At 71.8% G+C, this 23,754-nt stretch carries 21 protein-coding genes; 14 read left to right on the top strand and 7 right to left on the bottom strand.

Going from position 1 to position 23,754, the window contains the following annotated elements:
- Window positions 1-100: 100 nt before the first annotated feature.
- Window positions 101-277, top strand: coding sequence for a hypothetical protein (locus UYS_RS18680; RefSeq protein ID WP_016855244.1), 177 nt, complete (start codon window positions 101-103; stop codon window positions 275-277).
- A 57-nt stretch (window positions 278-334) separates the two neighbouring features.
- Window positions 335-1,036, top strand: coding sequence for an extensin-like domain-containing protein (locus UYS_RS0209325; RefSeq protein WP_016855243.1), 702 nt, complete (start codon window positions 335-337; stop codon window positions 1,034-1,036).
- Between the two features lie 6 nt (window positions 1,037-1,042).
- Here the strand turns inward: UYS_RS0209325 and UYS_RS0209320 are convergent, their stop codons facing one another.
- Window positions 1,043-1,279: a hypothetical protein gene (locus tag UYS_RS0209320; protein ID WP_016855242.1), complete on the bottom strand. Its 237-nt coding sequence runs from the start codon at window positions 1,277-1,279 to the stop codon at window positions 1,043-1,045.
- Window positions 1,280-1,488: 209 nt separating this feature from the next.
- Between UYS_RS0209320 and UYS_RS0209315 the strand changes: the two genes are divergently transcribed.
- From UYS_RS0209315 to UYS_RS0209290, 5 genes are all read left to right on the top strand, one after another.
- Window positions 1,489-2,421 carry a hypothetical protein gene (locus UYS_RS0209315; protein WP_016855241.1) on the top strand — a complete coding sequence of 311 codons (933 nt, stop codon included), beginning with the start codon at window positions 1,489-1,491 and terminating at the stop codon, window positions 2,419-2,421.
- 104 nt (window positions 2,422-2,525) lie between these two features.
- Window positions 2,526-3,710: a toxic anion resistance protein gene (locus tag UYS_RS0209310; RefSeq protein WP_016855240.1), complete on the top strand. Its 1,185-nt coding sequence runs from the start codon at window positions 2,526-2,528 to the stop codon at window positions 3,708-3,710.
- 197 nt (window positions 3,711-3,907) lie between these two features.
- Entirely contained in the window at window positions 3,908-5,215 is a 1,308-nt protein-coding gene (locus UYS_RS0209300; RefSeq protein WP_016855239.1) for an ATP-grasp domain-containing protein, read from the top strand.
- Between the two features lie 17 nt (window positions 5,216-5,232).
- Complete coding sequence (locus tag UYS_RS0209295; RefSeq protein WP_016855238.1) at window positions 5,233-7,263, top strand: CocE/NonD family hydrolase; 2,031 nt, start codon at window positions 5,233-5,235, stop codon at window positions 7,261-7,263.
- Window positions 7,264-7,344: 81 nt separating this feature from the next.
- Window positions 7,345-8,718: an MFS transporter gene (locus UYS_RS0209290; RefSeq protein WP_016855237.1), complete on the top strand. Its 1,374-nt coding sequence runs from the start codon at window positions 7,345-7,347 to the stop codon at window positions 8,716-8,718.
- A gap of 223 nt (window positions 8,719-8,941) precedes the next feature.
- Here the strand turns inward: UYS_RS0209290 and UYS_RS0209285 are convergent, their stop codons facing one another.
- Entirely contained in the window at window positions 8,942-9,580 is a 639-nt protein-coding gene (locus UYS_RS0209285) for a flavin reductase family protein (protein WP_016855236.1), read from the bottom strand.
- A 97-nt stretch (window positions 9,581-9,677) separates the two neighbouring features.
- On the opposite strand from UYS_RS0209285, the gene UYS_RS0209280 reads away from it, so the two are divergent.
- The 7 genes from UYS_RS0209280 (at window position 9,678) to modC (ending at window position 17,596) form a co-directional block, all read left to right on the top strand.
- Entirely contained in the window at window positions 9,678-10,205 is a 528-nt protein-coding gene (locus UYS_RS0209280; protein ID WP_016855235.1) for a retropepsin-like aspartic protease family protein, read from the top strand.
- A 48-nt stretch (window positions 10,206-10,253) separates the two neighbouring features.
- On the top strand, window positions 10,254-11,939 hold the full coding sequence (locus UYS_RS0209275; protein ID WP_026068447.1) for a VRR-NUC domain-containing protein: 1,686 nt from the start codon (window positions 10,254-10,256) through the stop codon (window positions 11,937-11,939).
- The gene (locus tag UYS_RS0209270; RefSeq protein ID WP_040478170.1) at window positions 11,924-14,200 is read left to right on the top strand and encodes a helicase C-terminal domain-containing protein; all 2,277 of its coding nucleotides are present in this window, start codon (window positions 11,924-11,926) and stop codon (window positions 14,198-14,200) included. Before UYS_RS0209275 ends, UYS_RS0209270 begins: the two co-directional genes overlap by 16 nt.
- A gap of 50 nt (window positions 14,201-14,250) precedes the next feature.
- Window positions 14,251-14,631: a winged helix-turn-helix domain-containing protein gene (locus UYS_RS0209265; protein WP_016855232.1), complete on the top strand. Its 381-nt coding sequence runs from the start codon at window positions 14,251-14,253 to the stop codon at window positions 14,629-14,631.
- A 70-nt stretch (window positions 14,632-14,701) separates the two neighbouring features.
- Window positions 14,702-15,526, top strand: a complete 825-nt coding sequence (gene modA, locus UYS_RS0209260; RefSeq protein ID WP_016855231.1) for a molybdate ABC transporter substrate-binding protein — start codon at window positions 14,702-14,704, stop codon at window positions 15,524-15,526.
- A 3-nt stretch (window positions 15,527-15,529) separates the two neighbouring features.
- Window positions 15,530-16,225, top strand: coding sequence for a molybdate ABC transporter permease subunit (gene modB, locus UYS_RS0209255; RefSeq protein ID WP_016855230.1), 696 nt, complete (start codon window positions 15,530-15,532; stop codon window positions 16,223-16,225).
- 228 nt (window positions 16,226-16,453) lie between these two features.
- Complete coding sequence (modC, locus tag UYS_RS0209250) at window positions 16,454-17,596, top strand: molybdenum ABC transporter ATP-binding protein (protein ID WP_016855229.1); 1,143 nt, start codon at window positions 16,454-16,456, stop codon at window positions 17,594-17,596.
- A 166-nt stretch (window positions 17,597-17,762) separates the two neighbouring features.
- On the opposite strand, the gene UYS_RS0209245 is transcribed toward modC, so the two are convergent.
- The 5 genes from UYS_RS0209245 to UYS_RS0209225 form a co-directional block, all read right to left on the bottom strand.
- Window positions 17,763-18,956 carry an amino acid deaminase gene (locus tag UYS_RS0209245; protein ID WP_016855228.1) on the bottom strand — a complete coding sequence of 398 codons (1,194 nt, stop codon included), beginning with the start codon at window positions 18,954-18,956 and terminating at the stop codon, window positions 17,763-17,765.
- An 11-nt stretch (window positions 18,957-18,967) separates the two neighbouring features.
- Window positions 18,968-20,794 (bottom strand): monovalent cation:proton antiporter-2 (CPA2) family protein, encoded by a 1,827-nt coding sequence (locus UYS_RS0209240; RefSeq protein WP_016855227.1) that lies wholly within the window; start codon window positions 20,792-20,794, stop codon window positions 18,968-18,970.
- 68 nt (window positions 20,795-20,862) lie between these two features.
- The gene (locus tag UYS_RS0209235; RefSeq protein WP_016855226.1) at window positions 20,863-21,084 is read right to left on the bottom strand and encodes a DUF3565 domain-containing protein; all 222 of its coding nucleotides are present in this window, start codon (window positions 21,082-21,084) and stop codon (window positions 20,863-20,865) included.
- 1 nt (window position 21,085) lies between these two features.
- A complete protein-coding gene (locus tag UYS_RS0209230) occupies window positions 21,086-21,490 on the bottom strand; it encodes an NUDIX hydrolase (RefSeq protein ID WP_016855225.1) in 405 nt (134 codons plus the stop codon).
- A 69-nt stretch (window positions 21,491-21,559) separates the two neighbouring features.
- Window positions 21,560-23,647 carry a TonB-dependent receptor family protein gene (locus UYS_RS0209225; protein WP_016855224.1) on the bottom strand — a complete coding sequence of 696 codons (2,088 nt, stop codon included), beginning with the start codon at window positions 23,645-23,647 and terminating at the stop codon, window positions 21,560-21,562.
- Window positions 23,648-23,754 lie beyond the last annotated feature (107 nt).

Raw genomic sequence — 23,754 nt, 5'->3', positions numbered from 1 at the left:
CGGCGCGACACAATGGCCGTGGCCGAATCGACGCGCCCGCTGGCTTCGTTGCGGCGCCCCCCTTAAGCTCAGAAGACAGGATGCACAAGGAAGCTTGCTCATGTCGCCCAGGTCCCCGGGCTCCCCGTCGCGACGACGCGGGGCCACCCCGCATCGCCGGTCGCACCGCCTCGACTGGACGCTCCTCGATCGCTGGCTGGATCGGCTGGTCATCCTGGCCGTGATCACCGCCCTGCTGGTGGGAGGCGCGGCGCTGATCGTCAGCCTGATCTTGTGAGACGCTAGGCCGAGAAGGAGAGCCTGACAGGAAGGCGTCACGAGGGGAGGTGAGTGAATGCGCGGAAGGACCCTGATCCTGCTGCTGGGGCTGGTCGGCGTCGGCATCGCCTTCGACAAGGGCATCTGGACGCTGCCCGCCGGCTGGAATCCCTGGCGGCCGCTGGCCGTGGAAGACCCGCCGACGCCGGTGACACGCTGGAAGCTCGGCCGCCTGCAGGACGATCCCGAGGCGTGTCTGGCGGTGCTGGCGCGCAGCGACGAGCCGGCGCTGGCCTATACGCCGCTGGCCGACCACGAGCCGGTGGCGGGCTGCCCGCTCGAGAACGTGGTGCGGCTGGAGCGTTCGGGGGTGAGATTCAGCTCGAGCTTCGTGGCCACCTGCCCGCTGGCGGTGGCCTGGCTGCGCTACGAGCGCCATCGCCTGCAGCCCGCCGCCCGGGCGCTGTTCGGCCAGCCCGTGGCAACGGTGGAGCACTACGGCAGCTTCGCCTGCCGCAATATCTATGGCCGCGAGGAGGGGCGGCGCAGCCAGCATGCCACGGCGGAGGCGCTGGACGTGGCCGCCTATCGGCTGGCCGACGGTCGGCGCATCGCGCTGCTCGGCGACTGGGGCGGCGACGATGCCGAAGGTGACTTCCTGGAGCGGGCCCGGCAGGGCGCCTGTGACGTCTTCGGCACCGTGCTGGGCCCGGACTACAACGCCGCGCATGCCGATCACTTTCACCTGGCCCTGCGCGGCTGGCGGGTCTGCCGCTGAGCGCGATCAGCGCTCGTCGAGGTTGATGTCTTCCTCGTCGGTGGCCGCGCCGGTGGCGGCGCCCACGCCGCCGCCGATCACGGCGCCCTGGCTCACATCGCCGCCGGTCACGGCCGCCGCGCCGGCACCCACCGCGGCGCCCACGCCCGCACCGCTCGCGGCGCGTTCGCCGGTCGTCGTGCCGCATCCGGCCAGGGCCAGGGTCAGCAGGGCGCCGAGGCTAAGCATCAGGGTCCGTTTCATGGTGTATCTCCTTCCGGTGCTGGAGGCTTCGTTGCAGGGGAGCCGGCCGCTACGCTGCCGGTCGTCGTTACCCATGGTGGTCGAATCCCTGCCGCGGTGCCAACTGTGGACGATCAACGACACCCCGCCCGGGGTGGCGGGATGGCCGTGCTGGCCTCATCATGAGACCGTCACCACAGAGAGCAGCCACGGGAGGCCACGACGACGCCATGCTGGGATTCCTTCAGGGAGCCGCCTACGGCCTGTTCCTGACCTGCCTGCCCTGGTGCCTGGCGGGGCTGGTCAGCCCGCGGCTGGCGCTGGCCGTCGAGCAGCCCAGCCGCTGGCAGGTGGTGGTGCGCTATGCCTTTCTGGTGCCCTTCCTCAGCCTGCTGATGTGGCTGACCTCGCTGTGGGGCGGCTTCGACCCCAGCCTCGGCGGCTGGCTGGCGGGGCTCGCCGCCATCGCCGTGGAGCTGCCGCTGGAACGGCGCTGGCGGCGTTTCCGGGCGAGGCGGCACAAGCGCCGGCTCGAGGAGATGCTGCGCGCCGAGGCCACCCGCCGCCGCCACGAGTCGGCCCGGGAGGCCGGCGTCAGCGAGCTCGATCCCGACCATCCGCCGGCCGACGCCGACGAGGTGGTGCAGGCGCTGTGCCGGGCCAAGCGGGCGCTGCTGGAGGTCGACCGTGCCGATCACGCCGCCCAGGTCGACCGCCTCTACAGCCGCTACGGCAATGTGCTGGAGGTCATGGCCTCGCGCTTCACGGCCGGCGAGCTGGCCCACGAGCGGGCCCGCTCGCTGGTGGTCGAGGTGTGCATGGGGGCGGTGGACAACTTCACCGCCATGGCCTCCCAGGCCCGCGGCGTGGCCGGCCTCGACGTCGACTTCATCCGTCGCCGCCTCGGCCATGAGGCCGGCAATCTGTCGGCCAACGAGACCGACGCCCTGCGCCGCCGGCTGGCGCTGATCGAGGACACCGAGAAATCGCTGCGCCGGCTGGCGGCGCGCAACGAGGCGGCGCTGACCGCGCTGGACGACACCAGCGTGGCGCTGTCGCGCATCGTCACTGGTCGCCCGCGGGCCCGGGTCGGCGCCGACCAGGCCTGCGAGGAGCTGCGCCGCTTCATCGACGGCGCCGGGCGCTACGGCCGCGAGACCTGACCGGGCGCGCCGGATAGACTGGCGGCACGTCCTGGCCGCGGTCATTCGCGGCAGCCACCGCCAGAGAAGACATGGCATCAGCGAGAGAAGAGGAGAGCCTGCCAATGACCGACGCGCCTCAGCCCGAGGGCAGCCCGCTGTCGCTGCCGCCCGTGGAACGCATCGCCGAGGAGCTGGAGCGGCCGGCGGCGGACGAGGCCGGGCGCGCCGCGGCGGACCCGCGGCTCGCCGCCATGGCCGAGGCCTTCGTGGCCGAGACCCTGGGCGACGAGGCCGAGGGCGCCGCCGCCCGCCAGCGTCGGGCGGTGGACGAGATGGGCCTCGAGCTCCAGCAGCAGGCCGCGCGCCAGAGCGAGATGCTCAAGACGCCGCTGCGCCAGCTGGCCCGCCACGGCGAGGAGGGCGGGCCGGTCGCCAAGGCGCTGGCGGCGCTGCGCGGCCGCATGGACGACCTGGACCCGCGCCATCATCGCCTCGAGCCCGGCCGCTTCGACCGGCTGCGTCGGCTGCTGCCGGGCGCCAGCAGCCGGCTGCAGCGCTACTTCCACCGCTTCGAGACCGCCCAGCAGGCGCTGGAGGCGATCATCGCCGACCTCCAGGGGGGCCGCGACATGCTGGAGCGGGACAACCTGACGCTGTCCGACGACCAGGAGGCCATGCGCGCCACCCTCGACCAGCTCGAGCGCCAGGTGTCGCTGGGGCGGCTGATCGACGAGCGCCTGATGGCGGCCCGCGACGAGATCGCCGACGACGACCGTCGCGCCTTCGTCGAGGAGGAGCTGCTGTTCCCGCTGCGCCAGCGCATCCTCGACCTCCAGCAGCAGCAGGCGGTGTGCCAGCAGGGCGTGCTGGCGCTGGAGGTGATCATCCGCAACAACCGCGAGCTGATGCGCGGCGTCGACCGGGCGGTCAACGTCACGGTGTCGGCGCTGAGCGTGGCGGCCACCGTGGCCCTGGCGCTGGCCAACCAGCGGCTGGTGCTCGACCGCGTCGAGTCGCTCAACGCCACCACCAGCGAGACCATCGCCGGCACCGCCCGGGCGCTGCGCCAGCAGGGCGTGGACATCCAGACCCGCGCCGCCTCCGCCAACCTCGACATGAAGGCCCTCGAGGGCGCCTTCGCCGACGTCATGGCGGCGGTTGACGACCTGGCGAGCTATCGCCGCGAGGCGCTGCCGCGGCTGGGCGAGCAGATCGAGCGGCTGGAGGGGCTGACCCGCGAGGGCGGCGACGCCGTGGAGCGCCTGGCCCGTGAATCCGGCGAGCCCGCGGGGACAGGCAAGCGCTGATCCCGGCGCTGCCGGCCCCTTCGCCGTTTTTCCTTGCTGTTCTTGTCTCCCAGAGTGGGCCGCCCTCGAGGCCATCGAGGCGCGCGCGGCGTCTGAGGCGTCGCCGGCTGGACTATGCTGCAGGAGTAATGTTCGCGTCGCCGTGACGGCGCCCGGGGTCGGCCCGTGGCGCCGCCGACGGGCGGCAGGGAGCGATCATGAACACCGCAGCACGCAACGTCTTCGTGGTGGGGCTGGACGACTTCAATCGTCAGCGGCTCGAGGGCCTGAAGGGGGCAGAGGACTGCCGCTTCCACGGCGTCATCCCCCCCGAGGCGGTCTACGACACCGAGGTCTTCGACATCGCCGCCATGCTCGAGGCGTCCACCGCGCAGCTGGAGGCCTTCGACGGCACGGTGGACGCCATCGTCGGCTACATGGACTTCCCCGTCTCGACCATGCTGCCGATCCTCTGCGAGCGCTTCGGCACCCGCTCGCCGACGCTGTCGAGCCTGCTCAAGTGCGAGCACAAGTACTGGAGCCGGCGGGTGCAGCAGGAGGTCATCGCGGCGCACATCCCGGCCTTCACCGCCTTCGACCCCTTCGACGACGAGGCCCTGACGCACATCGGCGAGCAGGGGCTCCACTTCCCGTTCTTCGTCAAGCCGATCAAGTCCTCCGGCTCGCGGCTGGGCTTTCGCATCGACACCCCGGAAGACTTCTACCACGCCATCGAGCGCCTCCGCGCCGAGATCGGCCTGATCGCCGATCCCTTCAACACCGTGCTCGAGCAGGCCCGGCTGCCGGGCGAGATCGCCGCCGTGGAGGGCCACTTCTGCATGGCCGAGGCGATCATCGGCGGCTGGCAGTGCACCGTGGAGGGCTACGTCTTCGAGGGCGAGGTGGTCAGCTACGGCATCGTCGACTCGCTGCGCTATCCCCAGGTGCTGAGCTTCTTCCACTACCGCTATCCGTCCGGGCTGCCCGAGCCCGTCCAGGCCATCATGCGCGAGCTGACCGAGCGGGTGATGCGCCACATCGGCTTCGACAACTCGGCGTTCAACATCGAGTTCTTCTGGGACGAGGCGCAGGACCGCATCTGGCTGCTCGAGATCAACACCCGGCTGTCGCAGTCGCACTGCGACCTGTTCGAGAAGGTCGACGGCGCCAGCCACCAGCAGGTCGCCGTCGACCTGGCGCTGGGCCGGCGGCCCGGCATGCCGCATCGCCGGGGCGAGTTCGCGGTGGCGGCCAAGTTCTTCTATCGGGTGTTCTTCGTCGATGCCGTGGCCGTCAGGGTGCCGGGCGACGAGGAGATCGCCGCCCTGGAAGCGGATTTCCCGGGCACGGTGATCCACCTGCAGGTGGCGCCCGGCCAGCGGCTGTCGACCCTGCCGGAGCAGGACAGCTACAGCTTCGCGCTGGCGCATGTCTGGATGGGCGCCGACCGCGCCGAGCGGCTGCTGGAGCACTACGAGCGCCTGGCGGCGCGGCTGAATTTCGAGTTCGAAGACATCGTGGGCTGAAGAAGGAGGGCGGCAGGATGCGCATCGTCGAGGACTTTCCCCGCAGGGTTCAGGAGCAGGAAACCTGGATCCCCATGGCCGACGGCACGCGCCTGGCGGCCCGCATCTGGCGGCCGGTGGACGCCGAGGAGCACCCGGTGCCGGCGATCCTCGAGTACCTGCCCTATCGCAAGCGCGACCTCACCGCCGCCCGCGACGTTCAGAGCCATTCCTACTGGGCCGGCCACGGCTATGCGGGGGTGCGGGTCGACATCCGCGGCACCGGCGAGTCCGATGGCGTGCTCACCGACGAGTACCTGCCCGAGGAGCTGGCCGATGGCGTGGCGATCATCGAGTGGCTGATCGCCCAGCCCTGGTGCAGCGGCGAGGTCGGCATGATCGGCATCTCCTGGGGCGGCTTCAACGGCCTGCAGATCGCCGCCCTGCGGCCGCCGGCGCTCAAGGCGGTGATCACCCTGTGCTCCACCGACGACCGCTACGCCGACGACATCCACCACATGGGCGGCTGCCTGCTGGGCGACAACCTGTCCTGGGCCTCGACCATGTTCGACGGCAACGCCTGCCCGCCGGACCCGGCGCTGGTCGGCGACCGCTGGCGCGACATGTGGCTCGAGCGCCTCGACGGCAGCGGCCTGTGGCTGGCCCAGTGGCTCGAGCACCAGCGCCGCGACGACTACTGGAAACACGGCTCGGTGTGCGAGGACTTCGCCGCCATCCGTTGCCCGGTGTACGCCATCAGCGGCTGGGCCGACGGCTACTGCAACGCCGTCTTCCGCCTGCTGGCGGGGCTCGAGGTGCCGCGCAAGGGGCTGGTCGGCCCCTGGTCGCACAAGTATCCGCACCTGGGCGTGCCGGGGCCGGCCATCGGTTTCCTGCAGGAATCGCTGCGCTGGTGGGACCAGTGGCTCAAGGGCCGTGACACCGGGATCATGGACGAGCCGATGCTGCGGGTGTGGATGCAGGAGTCGGTGCCGCCCTCGGCGCGCTACGCCGAGCGACCGGGGCGCTGGGTGGCCGAGCCGAGCTGGCCGTCGCCGCGCATCGTGCCGGCGTCGTTCAGCCTGAGCGTGGGCCACGACCTGCTGCCCGAGGCGCCGGACGCGCCGGGGGGCGACGAGGTGATGACGCTGCGCTCGCCGCTCTCGGTGGGGCTCTACGCCGGCAAGTGGTGCTCCTACAACGCGCCGCCGGACCTGCCCCACGACCAGCGCGACGAGGACGGCGGCTGCCTGGTGTTCCAGACGCCGCGGCTGGAGGAGGCGATCGAGATCTGCGGCCAGCCCACGGTCGAGCTGGAGCTCGAGGCCGACCGGCCGGTGGCCATGGTGGCGCTGCGGCTGATCGACGTCGCCGAGGACGACAAGGCCACCCGGGTGTCCTTCGGCCTCCTGAACCTGACCCATCGCGACAGCGACGAGCATCCCGAGCCGCTGGAGCCCGGCCGGCGCTATCGGGTGACGGTGGCGCTCAAGCACATCGCCCAGCAGTTTCCGGCCGGGCACGCGATCCGCCTGTCGCTGTCCACCAGCTACTGGCCGCTGGCCTGGCCGGCGCCGCGGCCGGTCACCCTGACCCTCTGCCCCGGGCGCAGCCGTTTGATGCTGCCGGTGCGCGCGCCGCAGCCCGAGGAGGAGGCGGCGCTGCCGGCCTTCCTCGAGCCCGAGGGCGCGCCGCCGATCGCCAAGACCCTGATCCAGCCCACCCAGGAGAGCTGGCGGGTGATCCGCGACCTGGCCAACGACCAGACCACCCTCGAGGTGATCAACGACGAGGGCCGCTACCGGCTCGACGCCATCGACCTGGAGATCGCCGGGCGGGTCACCGAGCGCTACCGCTACTCCTACGGCAGCTACGACAGCGTCAGCGGCTGGACCGAATGGGAACGCACCTTCCGGCGCGGCGACTGGGAGGTGCGCACCCTGACCCGAACGCTGATGACCAGCGACCCGGACAGCTTCCGCCTGCGCGCCACCCTGGACGCCTGGGAGGGCGAGACGCGCATCTTCGCCCGCACCTGGGACGAGACGATTCCGCGGGATCTGGTGTAGCGGGGATCAAGGGGCGTCGTCGATAGTCGGCGAGAGGCGCGGCTGCTATCTTGGCCTCTTTCGCGACAGGGATGCCCCGCCATGAGCGTGACCACCGCCGACGCGCCTTCGACGCCCCGGGCCTCGCGCAAGGAGATCCTGGGCTGGGCGATGTTCGACTTCGCCAACCAGGCCTACACCCTGCTGATCATCACCGTGGTGTTCGGCGAGCTGTTCACCACGGTGATCGTCGGCGACCGCGGCGACGGCTACCGGCTTGCCAACTTCCTGTGGAGCCTGGCGCTGGCGATCAGCTACCTGCTGGTGGTGATCACCGGGCCGCTGTGCGGGGCGGTGATGGACTACCGGGCGGAGAAGAAGCGCTTCCTGTTCGCCAGCTACGTGGTCACCATCGTCGCCACGGCGCTGCTCTACTTCGTCGCCCCGGGCCACGTGTGGCTGGGGCTGATCCTGATCGTGGTCTCGAACTACGCCTACTCCATGGGCGAGTCCTTCATCGCCGCCTTCCTGCCGGGGCTCGGGCCGCCGGAGTCGCTCGGCCGCATCTCCGGCTTCGGCTGGGCGCTGGGCTACGTCGGCGGGCTGTTCGCGGCCGGCTTCACCCTGGTGGTGCTGGGCGAGGCCAGCGCCGAGAACTTCGAGCGCATCCGCTGGGTCGGGCCCTTCGCCGCCGGCTTCTTCCTGGTCACCGCCATTCCCACCTTCCTGTGGGTGAAAGAGCGCGGCACGCCGCAGAACAGCGGCCTGTCCTATCGCACGATCGCCTGGCGGCGGATCTCGACCACCCTCCACGAGCTGCGACGCTTCCGCGACCTGGCCATCTTCCTGGTGTCGCTGCTGTTCTCCATGGCCGGGGTCTACATCATCATCGCCTTCGCCTTCATCTACGGCGCCCAGGTGATCGGCTGGGACGAGTCGGTGCGCAATGTCATGTTCATCATCGTGCAGATCACCGCCGCCGCCGGGGCGATCGGCTTCGGCGCGATCCAGGACCGCATCGGCACCCGGGGGACCTACCTGATCACCCTGGTGCTGTGGGTGGCGGCGATCCTGGCGATCTGGGCCACGCCCGCGCTCACCGCCTGGCTGAACGCCGCGCTGGGCCTCGACTGGCAGGCCCAGCACCTGTTCCTGCTGGTCGGCTGCCTGGCGGGGCTCAGCCTGGGCTCGAGCCAGTCCGCCAGCCGTGCCCTGGTGGGGCTGTTTTCGCCGAGCCGCAAGGCCGCCGAGTTCTTCGGCTTCTGGGGCCTGGCCAACAAGCTCGCCGGGGTGGTGGGCATCGTCGCCCTTGGGCTGCTGCAGTCGGTGGTCGGCTTACAGGCCTCGATCCTGCTGTGTGCGGGGCTGTTCATCGTCGCCATCCTGATCTGCCTGTTCGTCGATCAGCAGAGAGGCATGCGGGCGGCGAGAGAGTGGGAGAGGATAAATGGTTCGACTGTGTCTTCAGGGGGCTAATGAGGCCGGAGACAAGCTCGCGCGAGGGCGCTATGAACCCATCCCTGGGCGCTACTTTGGCCCTGCAGCGCTCTCGCGTCCTGCTCCGCTTGCAGGACCGGTGCTGGCCATCCATGGCCAGCCCGTTCGGCGAGGGTTGCCTCACCCATGGCCAAAAACCCCTCGCTTAAGCTTGTCCCCGACATGGCTCACTGGGGCCATCTAGCGGGTATAAAACGCTATTTCAGGCGGGGCGTTCGAGGGAGAAACGATCGGTGGTGCGGCTATAGTCCGAGCCGGCCATGCGGCCGACCGGGCGCAGCGTCTCGATATCCACGTGACGGCCGTCCCAGACCTCGGGTGCGGCGTGCACCGTGACCACCTCGGCGAGCACCAGGTTGCCGGCCAGCGGGCTGTCGCCGAAGCGGATCACCTCGCGCAGCCGGCAGCCGAAGGCGATCGGCGACGCGGCGATGCGCGGCACCCTGAGCTCGCCCATCGGCGCCTTGGCCAGCCCGGCGTGGTCGAACTCGTCCTCGCCGCGGGGCAGGCTGGCGCTGGTGGCATTGAGCGCCTCGGCCAGCGCCTCGCTGCCGACGTGGATCACGCATTCGCCGACCTCGTCGAGGTTCTGAAGGGTGTCCTTGGCCTTGCCCTCGCCGTTGAGCAGCGGCGAGAAGGCCAGCACCGGCGGGTTGACGCTGGCCACGTTGAAGAACGAGAAGGGCGCCAGGTTGGCGCGCCCCTCGGCGTCGACGGTGGCGACCCAGGCGATGGGGCGCGGGGCGATGGCGCCGGAGAACAGCCGGTAGATCGTGCCGGCCTCGAGGGCTTCGGCGGGCATGGCGTCGGTGGGCTGGGCATCGGCAGAGGCGTCGCTCATGATCGCTCCTTGAGGGTGAACGAAAGGTCTCATCCCAGCATGGGCGCCGGCAGGCGTCCAGTGTCATGATGGGCGCCGGACGACGGGAGGGCGGTGAATGAGCGAGCAGGGCGGTGGCGTGAGGCGTGCGGGGCTGGGCATGATGCTGGCCTTCTGGGCGCTGCTGATCGGGCTCGGCACCTGGTGGTTCCAGGGCTGGTTCGAGGCGCGGGAGAACCCCAACGCCAACCTCGCCGAGTCGCTGGATGGCGGCCCGCTGACGCTCGCGCGCAACGCCAACGGCCACTTCGTCGCCACCGGGCGCCTCAACGGCGAGCCGGTGACCATGCTGCTCGACACCGGCGCCACCCAGGTGGCCGTGCCCGCCGACCTGGCCGAGCGCCTCGACCTGCCGCGGCACGGCTCGGCCAGCTTCTCCACCGCCAACGGCCGGGTGCGCGGCCATCTGACGGCCCTCGACGAGGTGCGTCTGGGCGGGCTGGTCGCCCGCGACGTCCAGGGCTCCGTCGTGCCGGGCCTCGAGGGCGACACGGTGCTCTTGGGCATGAGCTTCCTCGGCCGCTTCGATCTGCAGATGCGCGGCGACACCCTGACCCTTCGGCTGCCCGAGAAGGGCAAGGGCTGAGTGCCGACGGGGCTCACCCGCCGGCGCGAGGCTGATACCATGGCGCCCATGAACAGCGCCACGTCCGCCGCCGTGCTCACGGCCTCCCTGGACGACCCCTTCTACTACCTGGCGAACTTCCAGTGCGTGCTGGACTGGGTGGCCGCGCGCCACGCGGACCTGCTCTCCGAGCCCGAGCGCGCCTTCCTCGCCGACTTCCCGACCCTGCCCCGGGCCTCCCGGGCGCTGCTGGTGCGCATGGTGATGCGCAAGGGCGAGCACTTTCGCGTCTCGCGACTGGCCTACGACGAGATCGGCGACGCCGATGCCGCCCTCGGCCCGCTGATCGAGGCCGGCTGGGTCGAGGCCGCGCCTCCGCTTTCCCTCGGCGAGCTGTTTCGCCAGCTGCGCCTGGCCGAGCTCAGGCGGGCCTTCGCCGACGAGATCGCCGCGGCCGGCCTGCCGAAAAGCGTGGCCAAGGGCGCGCTGCACGCGGCCCTGGCCGAGCGCGGGCTCGAGTCTCGGCGACTGGAGGACTGGTGGCCATCGGCCCCGGATCGCGTGGTGCGCCTGACCCTGATGGAGCGCTGCGACCGGCTCAGGCTGATGTTCTTCGGCAACCTGCGCCAGGACTGGGCGGAGTTCGTGCTCGCCGAGCTCGGCCTGCAGCGCTTCGAGAGCGTGCCCTTCGGTCCGGAGTCCCGCGCCTTCCAGCGTCGCGACGAGGTCGACGCCTACCTGGCTCTGCACCGGCTGCGCGAGCGCCTCGACGACGGCGAGTGCCCGGCGGCGCTGGCCGCCGAGGTGCCGCCGGCGCCCGACAACGCCTGGCTGGCCGCCCGCCGCTCGCGGCTGCTGCTGAAGCTGGGCCGCGAGGCCGAGCGAAGGGGCGAGGCCGAGGCGGCGCTCGACGCCTATGCCGCCGCCGGCCTCGGCGAGGCGCGCGTGCGCCGGCTGCGCCTGCTCGAGCGGCGTGGCGAGTTCGCCCTGGCCCATCGGCTGATCGAGGCGGCCGAACCGGTGGACGAGGCCGAGCGCCAGGCGCTGGCCCGGCTGCGGCCGCGGCTGTGCCGCAAGCTGGGTCTGCCATCGCCGCCCCACGAGCCGGAGCCCGTGCCCGAACGGCTCGACCTGGTGCTTTCAGCGTCTCCCGGCGGCGTCGAGCGCGCGGTGGCCGAACACCTGGCCACGCCCCAGGCGCCTGTGCACTTTGTGGAGAACGCCCTGATCACCGGGCTGTTCGGCCTGCTGTGCTGGGACGCGATCTTCGCGCCGCTGCCCGGCGCCTTCTTCCACCCCTTCCACACCGGGCCCGCCGATCTCCACCGCGAGGACTTCGTGGCCCGGCGCCGCGACCTGTTCGACGCCTGCCTGGCCGAGCTCGACGACGGCCGCCATCGCGAGACCGTCCGCACACGCTTCGGCGAGAAGCAGGGCCTGGCCTCGCCCTTCGTGCACTGGGGGGCGCTCGACGAGGCGCTCCTCCAGCGCGCCCTGGCCGCCATCCCGCCGGCGCATCTGCGTGCCCTGTTCGAGCGGCTGCTCGACGACCCGCGGGCCAATCGCGCCGGGCTGCCCGATCTGATCCAGTTCTTCCCCGAGGATGAGCAAGGAGAAGGCGGCCCCGGCTATCGGCTGATCGAGGTCAAGGGCCCCGGCGACCGGCTGCAGGACAACCAGCGCCGCTGGCTGGCCTTCTTCCACGCCCATGACATCCCGGTGGCGGTCTGCCACGTGAGATGGGAGGGCGCGTGAGCGAGGCGGGCCGGCGCGTCGCCGTCCGGGCGCTGTGCGAGTTCACCGCCCGCGAGGGCGATCTGGACCATCGCTTCACCCCGGCGCCGAGCGCCCGGGAGGGCATCGAGGGCCACGCCCGGGTGCAAAGCCGGCGCGGCGACGGCTTTGAAGCCGAGGTGGCGCTGTCCGCCGACGTCGCCGGCCTGACCGTGAGCGGCCGCGCCGACGGCTTCGACCCCGCGGCCAAGCGCCTGGAGGAGGTCAAGACCCATCGCGGCAGCCTCGAGCGCATGGCCGCCAACCAGCGCGCCCTGCACTGGGCCCAGGCGGAGGCCTACGGGGCGCTGCTGTGCGCCGAGCGCGGCCTTGAGTCGATCACCCTGGCGCTGGTCTACCTGGATATCGCCACCGGCCGCGAGACCGTGCTGACCCGAGAAGCGAGCGCCTGTGATCTGTGGGCGCGGCTCGAGGCCCACGCCCGGGCCTATGCCGAGTGGGCCGATCAGGAGGCCCGGCATCGCGCGGCGCGGGACGCGGCCCTCGGTGCGCTGGTCTTCCCTCATGGCGACTTCCGCCCCGGCCAGCGGGACCTGGCCGAGGACGCCTATCGCGCCGCCGCCACCGGCCGCTGCCTGCTGGCCGAGGCGCCCACCGGCATCGGCAAGACGCTGGGTACCCTCTACCCGCTGCTCGCCGCCATGCCCCGCCAGGGCCTCGACCGGCTGGCGTTTCTGACCATGAAGACCCCGGGGCGGCGGCTGGCGCTGGACGCCCTGACGGACCTGGGCGCCGACCGCGACGGCGAGCGGCTGCCGCTGCGGGTGCTCGAGCTGGTGGCGCGCGACAAGGCCTGCGAGCATCCCGATCGCGCCTGCCACGGCGAATCCTGCCCCCTCGCCCAGGGCTTCTTTGATCGGCTGCCGGCGGCGCGCCGCGACGCCGTGGCCCGCGGCTTCTGGGATCGCGCGTCGCTGCGCTCGCTGGCCCTCGAGCACGGCGTCTGCCCCTACTACCTGGGCCAGGAGCTGGCCCGCTGGGCCGACGTGCTGGTCGGTGACGTCAATCACTACTTCGACGACGGCGCCCTGATCCACGGTCTGTCCCAGGCCGAGGGCGCGCGGCTCGGCGTGCTGGTGGACGAGGCCCATAACCTGGTCGACCGGGCCCGCGGCATGTACAGCGCGGGGCTGGATCAGCGCCGGCTCAACCGGCTGCGCAAGGGCGCGCCGCCGGCGCTGTCGAGGCCGCTGTCGCGGCTCGCGCGGCGCTGGCAGGACCTGCTGCGCGAGGCCGAGGAGCGGGAGTGGCAGGCGCTGGACGAGGTGCCGGGCGGGCTGCTCGGCGCCCTGCAGCAGGCGGTGGCGGCGATCACCGACTACCTGGGCGAGCATCCCGCCGGGGCCGATCCGGCGCTGCAGGAGTTCCTGTTCGAGGCGCTGGCCTTCGCCCGGCGCGCCGAGACCTTCGGCGAGCACTCGCTGTGCGAGCTCGAGCGCCACGGCCGCGGCCGGGCCAGGCTTTCGATCCGTAACCTGGTGCCGGCGGACTTCCTGGCGCCGCGCTTTCGCGCCGCCCGCTGTGCGGTGCTGTTCTCGGCGACCCTGAGCCCGCCGGGCTATCATCGCGACCTGCTGGGCCTGCCCGACGATACCGTCATCCGCAGCGTGCCCGCGCCCTTCGTCGCCGAGCAGCTGGAGGTGCGGCTGCGCCGCGACGTCTCGACCCGGCTGCGTGATCGCGAGGCGTCGCTTTCGCCCATCGTCGCCGAGCTGGCCGGCCAGTACCGGCGCCGCCCCGGCCACTACCTGGCCTTCTTCAGCAGCTTCGCTTACCTGGAGGCGGCGCTTTCGCGCTTCCGCGAGGAATGCCCCGAGATCCCGGTGCGCGCCCAGAGGCGCGGCATGAAGGAAGACGAGCGCGAGGCCTTCCTGGCCGGCTTTGCGCCCGGCGAGACCGGCATCGCCTTCGCGGTGCTCGGCGGCGCCTTCGCCGAGGGCATCGACCTGCCCGGCGAGCGGCTGGTGGGCGCCTTCGTGGCGAGCCTCGGCCTGCCGCCCTTCGACGCCTACCATGCGGCGCTGGAGGCGCGGCTGGAGGAACGCTTCGGCCGCGGCTTCGACTACGCCTACCGGGTGCCCGGTATGATCAAGGTGGTGCAGGCCGCCGGCCGGGTGATCCGCGGCCCCGATGACCGCGGCGTGGTGGTGCTGATGGACGACCGCTTCGCCCGGGCCGAGAATCTCGCCCTGCTGCCCGACTGGTGGCGGCTGGCGACCTGAACCGCGCCGCACGATGTCGCTATGCCGCTCTTGCCGACGAGGACACGCCGATGACCCGAACCCGCCATGAACGCCCCACCTTCCAGCTGCGGCTGGTCGCCGACCGCGACGTGGTGCTGGGGCCCGGCAAGATCGACCTGCTGGCGGCGATCGCCCGGGAGGGCTCGATTACCGCGGCCAGCCGCGCGCTGAACATGAGCTACAAGAAGGCCTGGCAGCTGATCGATACCATGAATCGCCACTTCCCGAGCGAGGTAATCGCCACCAGCACCGGCGGCAGCACCCGCGGCGGGGCCGAGCTCACGCCGCTGGGCGAGGAGCTGCTGGCGCGCTACCGGGCGATCGAGCGCCGCCTCGACCCCGAGGCCTGCGACGATGCCCGGGCGCTGCTCGCGCTGATGACCGTGGCGGCGCCGGAGGCGTCGAGCTGATCGCGCTTGCCCGGGCGTTCATCGAGCGCTAACGTTCCGTTGTTTCCAGCAAGACATAACGGGAGTCTTCATGCCGTCGTGCACCGCTCGTCATCCGCTGCGCGTCCTCGGCGCCGGCCTCGTCCTGGCGCTGGGCGCCGCCGTCGTGCCGGCCCGGGCCGAGCCCGCCGCCAAGGTGCACATCTTCGCCGCCGCCTCGCTCACCGATGCCCTGGACAGCGCCATCGCGCGCTTCGAAGCGAGCCACGACGTCGACGTGGTGCCGGTCTATGCCTCCTCGTCCACCGCGGCCCGCCAGGTCGCCCGGGGCGCGCCGGCCGACCTCTATTTCTCCGCCAACGAGCAGTGGATGGACTGGCTGGGCGAGCAGGGCATCGAACTCGCCGAGCGGGCCGACCTGCTGCAGAATCGCCTGTCGCTGATCGCCGCCGCCGACGAGCCGGCGTCCTTCACCCCCGGCGAGGGCACGCCGCTCGGCGCGCTGCTGGCCGACGGCGAACGCCTGTCGGTGGGCGATCCCGACCACGTGCCGGCCGGCATCTACGCCAGGCAGGCGCTCGAGTCCCTCGGCGAGTGGGACGCGCTGGCCCCGCGCCTGGCCCGGGCAGACAACGTGCGCGCCGCCCTGGCGCTGGTCGAGCGCGGCGAGGCGCCGCTGGGCATCGTCTATCGCACCGATGCCCTGGCCAGCGACCGGGTGCACGAGCTGGGCCAGTTCCCGCGCGACAGCCATCCGGCGATCCGCTACCCGGTGGCGCTGATCGACCCGCCGGCCGATGACGCCGCCGAGGCCTTCCGCGCCTGGCTGGGCGGCGCCGAGGCCCGGGCCATCTTCACCCGCTTCGGTTTCGACGCCGCCGGCACCGAGCCGGCCGCCGACGGCGCCGAGGGCTAGTCGATGCTGTCGCCGGTGGAGGTCGAGGCCATCCTGATCAGCCTGCGCGTGGCGGGCACCGCGGTGGCCTGGATCCTGGTGCCGGGCATCGCCCTGGCGTGGCTGATGGCGCGCCGCGAGTTCCGCGGCAAGGCGCTGCTCGACGGCGTGCTGCACCTGCCGCTGGTGCTGCCGCCGGTGGTGGTCGGCTATCTGCTGCTGCTGTCGCTGGGCCGCCAGGGCTGGCTGGGCCGGTGGCTGAACGAGTGGTTCGCGGTGAGCCTGCCCTTCAGCTGGCAGGGCGCGGCGGTGGCCGGCGGGGTGATGGCCTTCCCGCTGCTGGTGCGGGCCGTGCGGCTGTCGCTGGAGGCGGTGGACGTCGACCTGGAGGCCGCGGCCAGCACCCTGGGCGCCGGCCGCCTGCGGGTGCTGTTCACCATCACCCTGCCGCTGGCGCTGCCGGGGCTTCTGACCGGCACCGTGCTGGCCTTCGCCCGGGCGCTGTCGGAGTTCGGCGCCACCATCACCTTCGCCGCCAACATTCCCGGCGAGACCCGCACCCTGCCGCTGGCGCTCTACACGCTGATCCAGACTCCCGGTCAGGAAGGCGCGGCGGCGCGGCTGTGCGCGCTGTCGGTGATCATCGCCATGGTCTCGCTGGTGGCCTCGGAGTGGCTGGCCCGGCGGGCCCGGCGCCGGCTTCGCCAGCGCGATGGGTAAGTCTGGGATGCCGGGGCAAGGCATAGCGAGGGGTTTTTGGCCATGGGTGAGGCGACCCTCGCCGAACGGGCTGGCCATGGATGGCCAGCACCGGTCCTGCAAGCGGAGCAGGACGCGAGAGCGCTGCAGGGCCAAAGTAGCGCCCAGGGATGGGTTCATAGCGCCCTCGCGACGCCTTGCCCCGGCAGGATTTCTTCGAGTGCCTGGAATGAGTCCCAAGGGAGTGCCATGTCATATGTGACCGCCGCCCATGACGGCGCCGCCGGCGCGCGCTCGGCGCTGACCCTGGACGTCGAGCAGCGCCTCGGCGACTTCTCGCTGTCGGCATCGCTGGCGCTGCCTGCGAGCGGCGTGACCGCGCTGTTCGGCCCCTCGGGCAGCGGCAAGACCAGCCTGCTCAGGATGATCGCCGGGCTCGATGCGCCGCACCGCGGGGCGATCCGCCTCGGCGACGAGACGCTGGTGGACACCGGGCGCGGCATCCGGGTGCCGCCGCATCGGCGCCATCTGGGCGTGGTGTTCCAGGAGCCGAGGCTGTTTCCCCACTACCGGGTGCGCGGCAATCTCGCCTACGGCATGCGCGGCGCCGGACGCGAGCGCTTCGATGCCGTGGTCGAGCTGCTCGGCATCGGCGCGCTGCTGGAGCGCTTCCCGGGCACGCTGTCCGGCGGCGAGGCGCGTCGGGTGGCGATCGGCCGGGCGCTGCTCAGCGAGCCGCGGCTGCTGCTGATGGACGAGCCGCTGACCGGCCTCGACGGCGCCCGCAAGCAGGAGCTCCTGGACTACATCGCGCGGCTGGCCGGCGACATCGACATTCCCATCGTCTACGTCAGCCACGATCCCGACGAGCTGACCGCCATCGCCGACCACCTGGTGCTGCTCGAGCAGGGCCGGGTGGTCGCCGACGGCCCGCTGAACGCGTTGCTGCAGCGCTTCGAGCTCACCGAGCGGCTGGGCGGCTTCGATGCCGCGACCCTGGTCACGGCGACGGTGGAGGAACACGACCCGCACTATGCGCTCAGCCGGCTGCGCCTGGCCGACGGCCAGCGGCTGACGCTGCCCGCGGTGGACGCCGCGCCCGGCACGCGGCTGCGGCTGCGCATCCCGGTGCGCGAGGTGGCGCTGGCCCTGGACGAACCTGGCGCCATCAGCTACCGCAACCGGCTGCGCGCGACGGTCGAGGAGATCGGGCCGTCGCGGCCCGGGCAGGCCGCCGTGGAGCTGCGCCTGCGGCTCGGTGAGAAGGGGGCCGACGAGCAGAGGCTGCGCGCGCGGCTGACCCGCAAGTCCCTCGACGAGATGGGACTCGAGCCGGGCATGTCGGTCATCGCCCTGGTGCGCAGCGTGGCCTTTGATACCCGGCGGCCCTAGGCTTTTACGAAAAGTGCCTGCGCTCGCCCATACGGCGTTAAAAATCGGCTCGTGCGCGAGCTCGGTCAAAGTACTCATTTACAGCTTGTAAACTCCGCCTTTTCACCGAGTTTTGCCTTGTCTGGCCTTCGCTCGTCGACTTTTCGCACAAAGCCTGGATAAGACTCTAGAAGTACGTCTCCCAGGTGTCGACGACGGTCAGGCCGTCGTCGACGAGGTGGATCAGCCGCCACTTGTCGAAGGTCAGGCAGGGGTGGGAGGCGCCGAAGGCGACCACGTCGCCCACGCGCACGTCGCCGGCATCTTCTGACAGGGCGACGAAGGTGTGCTGATCCATCTGCTTGGTGACGTCCCAGCCCGCCACCGACAGCGGCGCCTCGACGCGGCCGCCTTCCCGATAGCGCACCAGCGGCTCGGGCAGGCGGTCGCCGCCGATGTCGCGCTTGCCGAGCGCCACGATGGCGAGCCCCGGCTCCGGCAGCGACTGCACCTGGGCGTAGACCGTGAGTGCCGGGCGCAGGCCCTCGTGCAGGTCCGGGCGGCGCGCCAGCACGCCGCGCTGGGCCTCGCGGTAGAGCCCGTGGTCGTGCACCACGTAGCAGCCCGGGCGCAGCACCGGGGTGAAGCGGCCCTCGAGGCCGCCGTCGCGGAAGGTTTCGGCGATCAGGTCGTACCAGGCCGAGCCCGAGGCGGTGACGATCGGCGATGCGACGCCGAACAGTCCCTCGTCCGACAGCCGGTGAAGGTTCTCCACCAGCCGCTCGGCGTAGGCACGAATCCTCGCCGCCGGATCGTCGCCGTGGACCACGCCCTCGTAGCCCTCCAGGCCGGCCAGCGTCAGCCCCGGCCGGGCGGCGATGTCCCGGGCCAGCGCCGCGATCTGCGCGTCGTCTCGGCAGCCGCAGCGTCCGCCGGCCACGCCCGCCTCGATCAGCACCGGCAGCGTCAGGCCGGCGCTGGCGAAGGCCTCGCCCAGCTCCGCCACGTTGTCGTGGCCGTCCACGGTCACGTAGAGCTCGGCCCCGGCGCGCACCAGGTCGACGGCGATCGCCATGTTGGCGCGGCCGATGAGCTGGTTGGCCAGCAGCAGGCGGGTGGCGCCTTCGGCGAAGGCGGCCCGGCACTGGGGCAGGGTGGCCAGCGTGATGCCCCAGGCGCCGGCCTCGAGCTGGCGGCGAAACAGCGCCGGGGTCATGGTGGTCTTGCCGTGGGGCGCCAGCCGCGCGCCGTGGCGCTCGGCGAAGGCCTGCATCCAGGCCAGGTTATGGGCCAGCGGCGCCTCATGGATCACCGCGGCGGGCAGGCTGACGTCGGCCAGCAGGTCGCGGCCAGTCTCCCGGGTGCCCTTGTGATGGCTCATGGGGTCTCCTGTCACGTGGTGCCGCGCCGCTCCGGCGGGCGCTCGGGCGCGGTGGTGGCGATGTCCTCGTCGGCCTCGAACAGCTCCTCGAGCTCGCGGGCGGCCTGCTGGATGGTCTGGATCTGCTCGCGCTTGTTGCCGAACGATTCGAGCTGGCGCTCCAGGGCCCGCTCGTCGTGGGGGCGGAAGGTCTCCACGGTGTGCTGGGCCTGCTCGCGGGAGATGCCGACGCCGACCAGCACCTCGCGGGTCAGCTCCAGGCTCGCCGGCAGCAGCTCGCGGATGATGTAGGTGACCTCGGCGCGCATCAGCAGCTGGGCGTGGTAGCGGTCCCGCGCCCGGGCGTAGACGCGCAGGTGCGGGAAGCGCCGCTTGACCCGCTGGACGATGCGCATCGAGGTCTCGATGTCGCCGATCGCCACCACCATCACCCGGGCCTTGTCGGCGCCGGCGGCCTCCAGCAGGTCGATGCGCGAGGCGTCGCCGAAGTAGATCTCGGTGCCGTAGCGGCGCACCACGTCGACGCGCTCGGCGTTGCTGTCGAGCACCGTGTAGGGGATCTTCAGCCCCTGCAGGATGCGCCCCATGATCTGCCCGAAGCGCCCGAAGCCGGCGATGATGATCTGCGGCCCGGTGGGTGGCGGCCGGTCGTAGTCGCGGCGCGGCTTGTCGGCCTTCAGCAGCGGGCGGATCAGCCGCGCATGGAGCAGGAACAGCACCGGCGTGGCGGCCATGGACAGCGACACCACCAGCACCAGCAGGCCGACCAGCGAGGCGTCGAGCAGGCCGGCGGCGCCCGCCGCGGTGAGCAGCACGAAGCCGAACTCGCCGCCCTGGGAGAGCAGCGCGCCGAGGTTCAGCGCCGTCTTCCAGTCGCTGCGGTAGAGCCTCGCGGCGAGCGTCATGGAGAGCCACTTGGCGGCCAGCAGGCCGGCGGCGAGGCCCAGCGCCAGGCCGGGCCGCTCGGCCAGCAGACCGATCTGGGCGGTCATGCCCACCGCCATGAAGAACAGCCCCAGCAGCAGGCCGCGGAAGGGCTCGATGTCGGCCTCGATGCTGTGGCGATACTCGGAGTCGGCCAGCAGTACCCCGGCGATGAAGGCGCCGAGGGCCATGGACAGCCCGGCCAGCTCCATCAGCAGGGCGGCGCCGATCACCACCAGCAGCGCCGTGCCGGCGAACACCTCGCGGCTGCGGGTGCCGGCGGCGAAGCGGAACAGCGGGCGCAGCAGGTAGCGGCCGCCGACGATCAGCCCGACGAAGGCGCCGACGGCGATCAGCGCCTCGGCCAGCAGGTGGGTCCAGCCGCCGCCCAGGGAGGCGCCGCCGGCCAGCAGCGGAATGGCCGCCAGCACCGGAATGGCGGCGATGTCCTGGAACAGCAGCAGGGCGAAGGCGTAGCGGCCGTGGCGGCTGCCCAGCTCGCCGCGCTCGCCCAGCAGCTGCAGCACCAGCGGCGTGGAGCACAGCCCGAGGCTGAAGCCGGCCACCAGCGCCGCGGCGGGCGAGAGGCCCGCCAGCAGGGCCAGGCCGGTGAGCAGCGCCGTGGTCACGGCCACCTGCAGGCTGCCGAAGTGGAACACCGCCTTGCGCATCAGCTTGAGGCGGGCCGGCTTGAGTTCCAGGCCGATCACGAACAGCAGGAACACGATGCCGACCTGGGAGAACTGCAGCACCGCGTCGGCGTCCGGCACCAGGCCCAGCGCCGAGGGGCCGATCACCACGCCGGCGACCAGATAGCCGAGCACTTCGCCGAGGCCCAGCCGCTTGACGAGCGGCACGATCAGCACCGCGGCGGCGAGGAAGATCAGGGCGTTGTAGAGCAGGGCGATGGCCACGTCGGGCTCCTTCGATGGCGGAATGGTGGGAGGGCGGTCTCTCTATCCTATCGCATGCGCCCCGTTGGCTAGGGGGTTAGGAGAGACGGTGCGTCGCGCGGCTCGCCGCGGTCGCACTTGACGCAGGGCAGCGCCAGGCCCAGCCGCGAGCGGCGGCCGGCCTCGGTGGTCACCCAGGGGCGCTCGGCCCAGGGCGGCTGGTGGCGCACGTGCCGATGGTGGCCGCAGGCCAGCTCGGCGACCCAGTGGCCCTCGTCGTCGCGGTGATAGCCGACGATCGGCTGTTCCATCTCAGGCCTCGGTCAGGCCGGCGCGGGGCAGCACCTCGTCGCGGGTCAGCGGCGCCAGCGGCAGCGCCTGGGCCTCGGCCGGCGTTACCCAGCGCAGCTCGGCGATCTCGGCGGCGGCCTGCAGCGGGCCTGTGATCTCGGCGCGGAACAGATGGGCGCGCAGCCCGTGGCCGGGCTCGTTGGCGGCGGGCGCGTGGAACTCGCCCAGCGGCGCGAGGCGTGTCGGCGGCTGGCCGAGCTCCTCCTCGAGCTCCCGGGCCAGGGCCTCGGCGGGAGACTCGTCGGGCTCGATCTTGCCGCCGGCCTGCATGAAGGCCTCGGTGCCGCGCTTGCGCACCAGCAGCAGGCGGCCCTCGGCGTCCTCGATCAGGGCGGCGGCGATATGCAGGATGGGGGTGTCATTCATCGGGCAGGCTCCTGGCAACGACGCGGGGCCGCCCCTGAGGCGGCCCCGAGAGAGGCGGGAAGACGCGGCCTAGAACGCCAGCTCCACGCCGGCGTACACGCTGCGGTCCGGCGCCGTATAGAAGTAGCGGCCATTGTTGGCATTGATGGCGATGTTGTCGTAGTGCTCGCGGTCGAACAGGTTCTGCACGCCCACGTAGGCCTTGAGCATCGTGTCGTCGTCGAGGCGCCAGCCGTCACCGGCGCGCAGGTTGGCCAGCCAGACGTCGTCGACCTTCACGCGGTTGGCGTCGTCGGTGAACATCGAGCCCACGTAGCGGGTCTCCAGGGTGGCGAAGCGCTCGCCGAGGCCCTGCCAGGTCAGCTGGTTGACCCAGGTGCGCTCGGGCAGGCCCGGGATGCGGTGGTTGTCGTAGTTGCCGTCTTCATCCTCGTAGTCCTGGAACTCGTAGCGCGCCAGGGTCAGGGCGCTGTCGAGGCGCCAGTCCTCGGCGAACTGCCAGCCCAGGGCCACTTCCAGGCCGTCCTGACGGCTGCGGCCGGCGTTGCGATAGAAGTCGCGGTCACGTCCCTCGAGCTGGTAGGAGATCAGCGAGTCGCGCACCCGGGTCGAGAACAGCGCTACGTCGTAGTCGAGGCCGGCATCGACGAAGCTGCCGCGCAGGCCGATCTCGCGGTTCCAGGCCTTCTGCGGCTCGAGGTCCGGATTGAAGCCGCCGACGCCGGTCGGGTTGGCGAACTCGGCGAAGGTCGGCGTCTCGTAGGCGGTGCCGGTCGAGAGATAGGCCTGGTGGTTCGGCCGGTAGCGATAGCTCAGCCCGGCGCTGCCGCTCCACTGGTCGAAGCTGCGATCGCCGCCGTTGTCGCCATCGGCGAGGTAGTGGTCGTCGATGTCGAACCTGGTGTGGTCGAAGCGGGTGCCGAGCGACAGCGTCCAGCGGTCGGTCAGGGCCAGGTCGCCTTGGGCGAAGGCGCCGATCGAGGTGGCGGTCTGGGTCTCGTCGGCGGAGCGCCTGAGATGTTCGCCGTCGATGGCGACGTCATCGCGGTAGCGCTCGTCTTCCTGGCGCGCCACGTCGACGCCGGCCACGTAGCTCAGCGGCAGGCCGCCCAGGGTCAGCGACTGGCGATACTCGGCGCTGCCGCCATAGTAATCGCGTTCGTAGGCGACGAAGTTCCCCACGCCGACGGTGCTGCGGGGGCCGGCATAGGCCAGCTGCTGCTCGAAGTCGCGCTGCAGGTAGAAACCGCGCAGGGTCAGCTCGCCGGGGCCGGCGGCCAGGTCCTCGTACTCGAGGCCGAGCAGCTGCTGGTCGACCGACTGCCCCGCATCGATACGCGTCGGCGAGTAGGAGTAATAGCCCAGAGAATCCAGCGTGCCTTCCCGATCTTCGCCGACGCCCTCTTCATCCAGCGCTCCCGGATCCTCGGAGCGCGGGTTGTCGAGCAGGTTGACGATGGCGGTGATCGAGCGGTCGGCGTCTAGCTCGCGGCGCAGCTTGGCGTTGAGCTGGTACTTCTCGACCTCGCTGTGATCGCGATAGCCGTCCATGCCCAGCGCCGAGACGCTGACGTGATGCGACCAGGGGCCCTCGACGCCGCCGTTGCTGAGGGCCAGCTTGCGATAGCCGTCGCTGCCGCCCTCGACGCGCAGCTTGGTGCCCGGATCGCTCTCGCCGTCGGCGGTGGTGACGTCGATCACGCCGCCGGCGGCGTTGCCGTACTGCACCGCCGCCGGGCCGCGGATGACCTCGATGCGCCGGGCGCTGTCCAGATCGATGGCATCGAGCTGGGCCTGGCCGTCGGGCAGGGTGTAGGGAATGCCGTCGACGCGCACCGTGATGCCGCGCACGCCCCAGGGAGTGCGGGCGCCGAAGCCGCGGATCGACACCCGTTCGCCCTGGACGAAGTTGTGACGGTTCTGGAGATACAGCCCCGGCACGGTGGCCAGCGACTCGTTGAGGCGCTCGCGGGACTGGCCCCGGGCGATCTGTTCGTCGTCCACCACCGACACGGCGGCGGGCGTGGCATAGAGCTCACGCTCGAGACGCGATGCGCTGACCGTCAGCGGCTCGAGGGCGAGCTCGGCGGCCTGCCCGGCGGCGGGCAGCAGCAACAGGGGCGTCATCAGGGTGGGGGCGAGTGACCGTCGGGGCATGGGGCGTCGAGTCTCCGGGGCGGAAAATGAGGGCGCGAATGTTCTCATTCTAACGAGTGTCAGGCAAATCGAAGGGCGCCGTGGCCGGACCTTCGGCGTCGGCCAGG

The organism is Halomonas smyrnensis AAD6, assembly GCF_000265245.1.
GTDB classification, from domain to species: domain Bacteria; phylum Pseudomonadota; class Gammaproteobacteria; order Pseudomonadales; family Halomonadaceae; genus Halomonas; species Halomonas smyrnensis.
The sequence above is the reverse complement of the archived record's forward strand: the minus strand, read 5'-3'. Positions and strand labels throughout refer to the sequence as shown.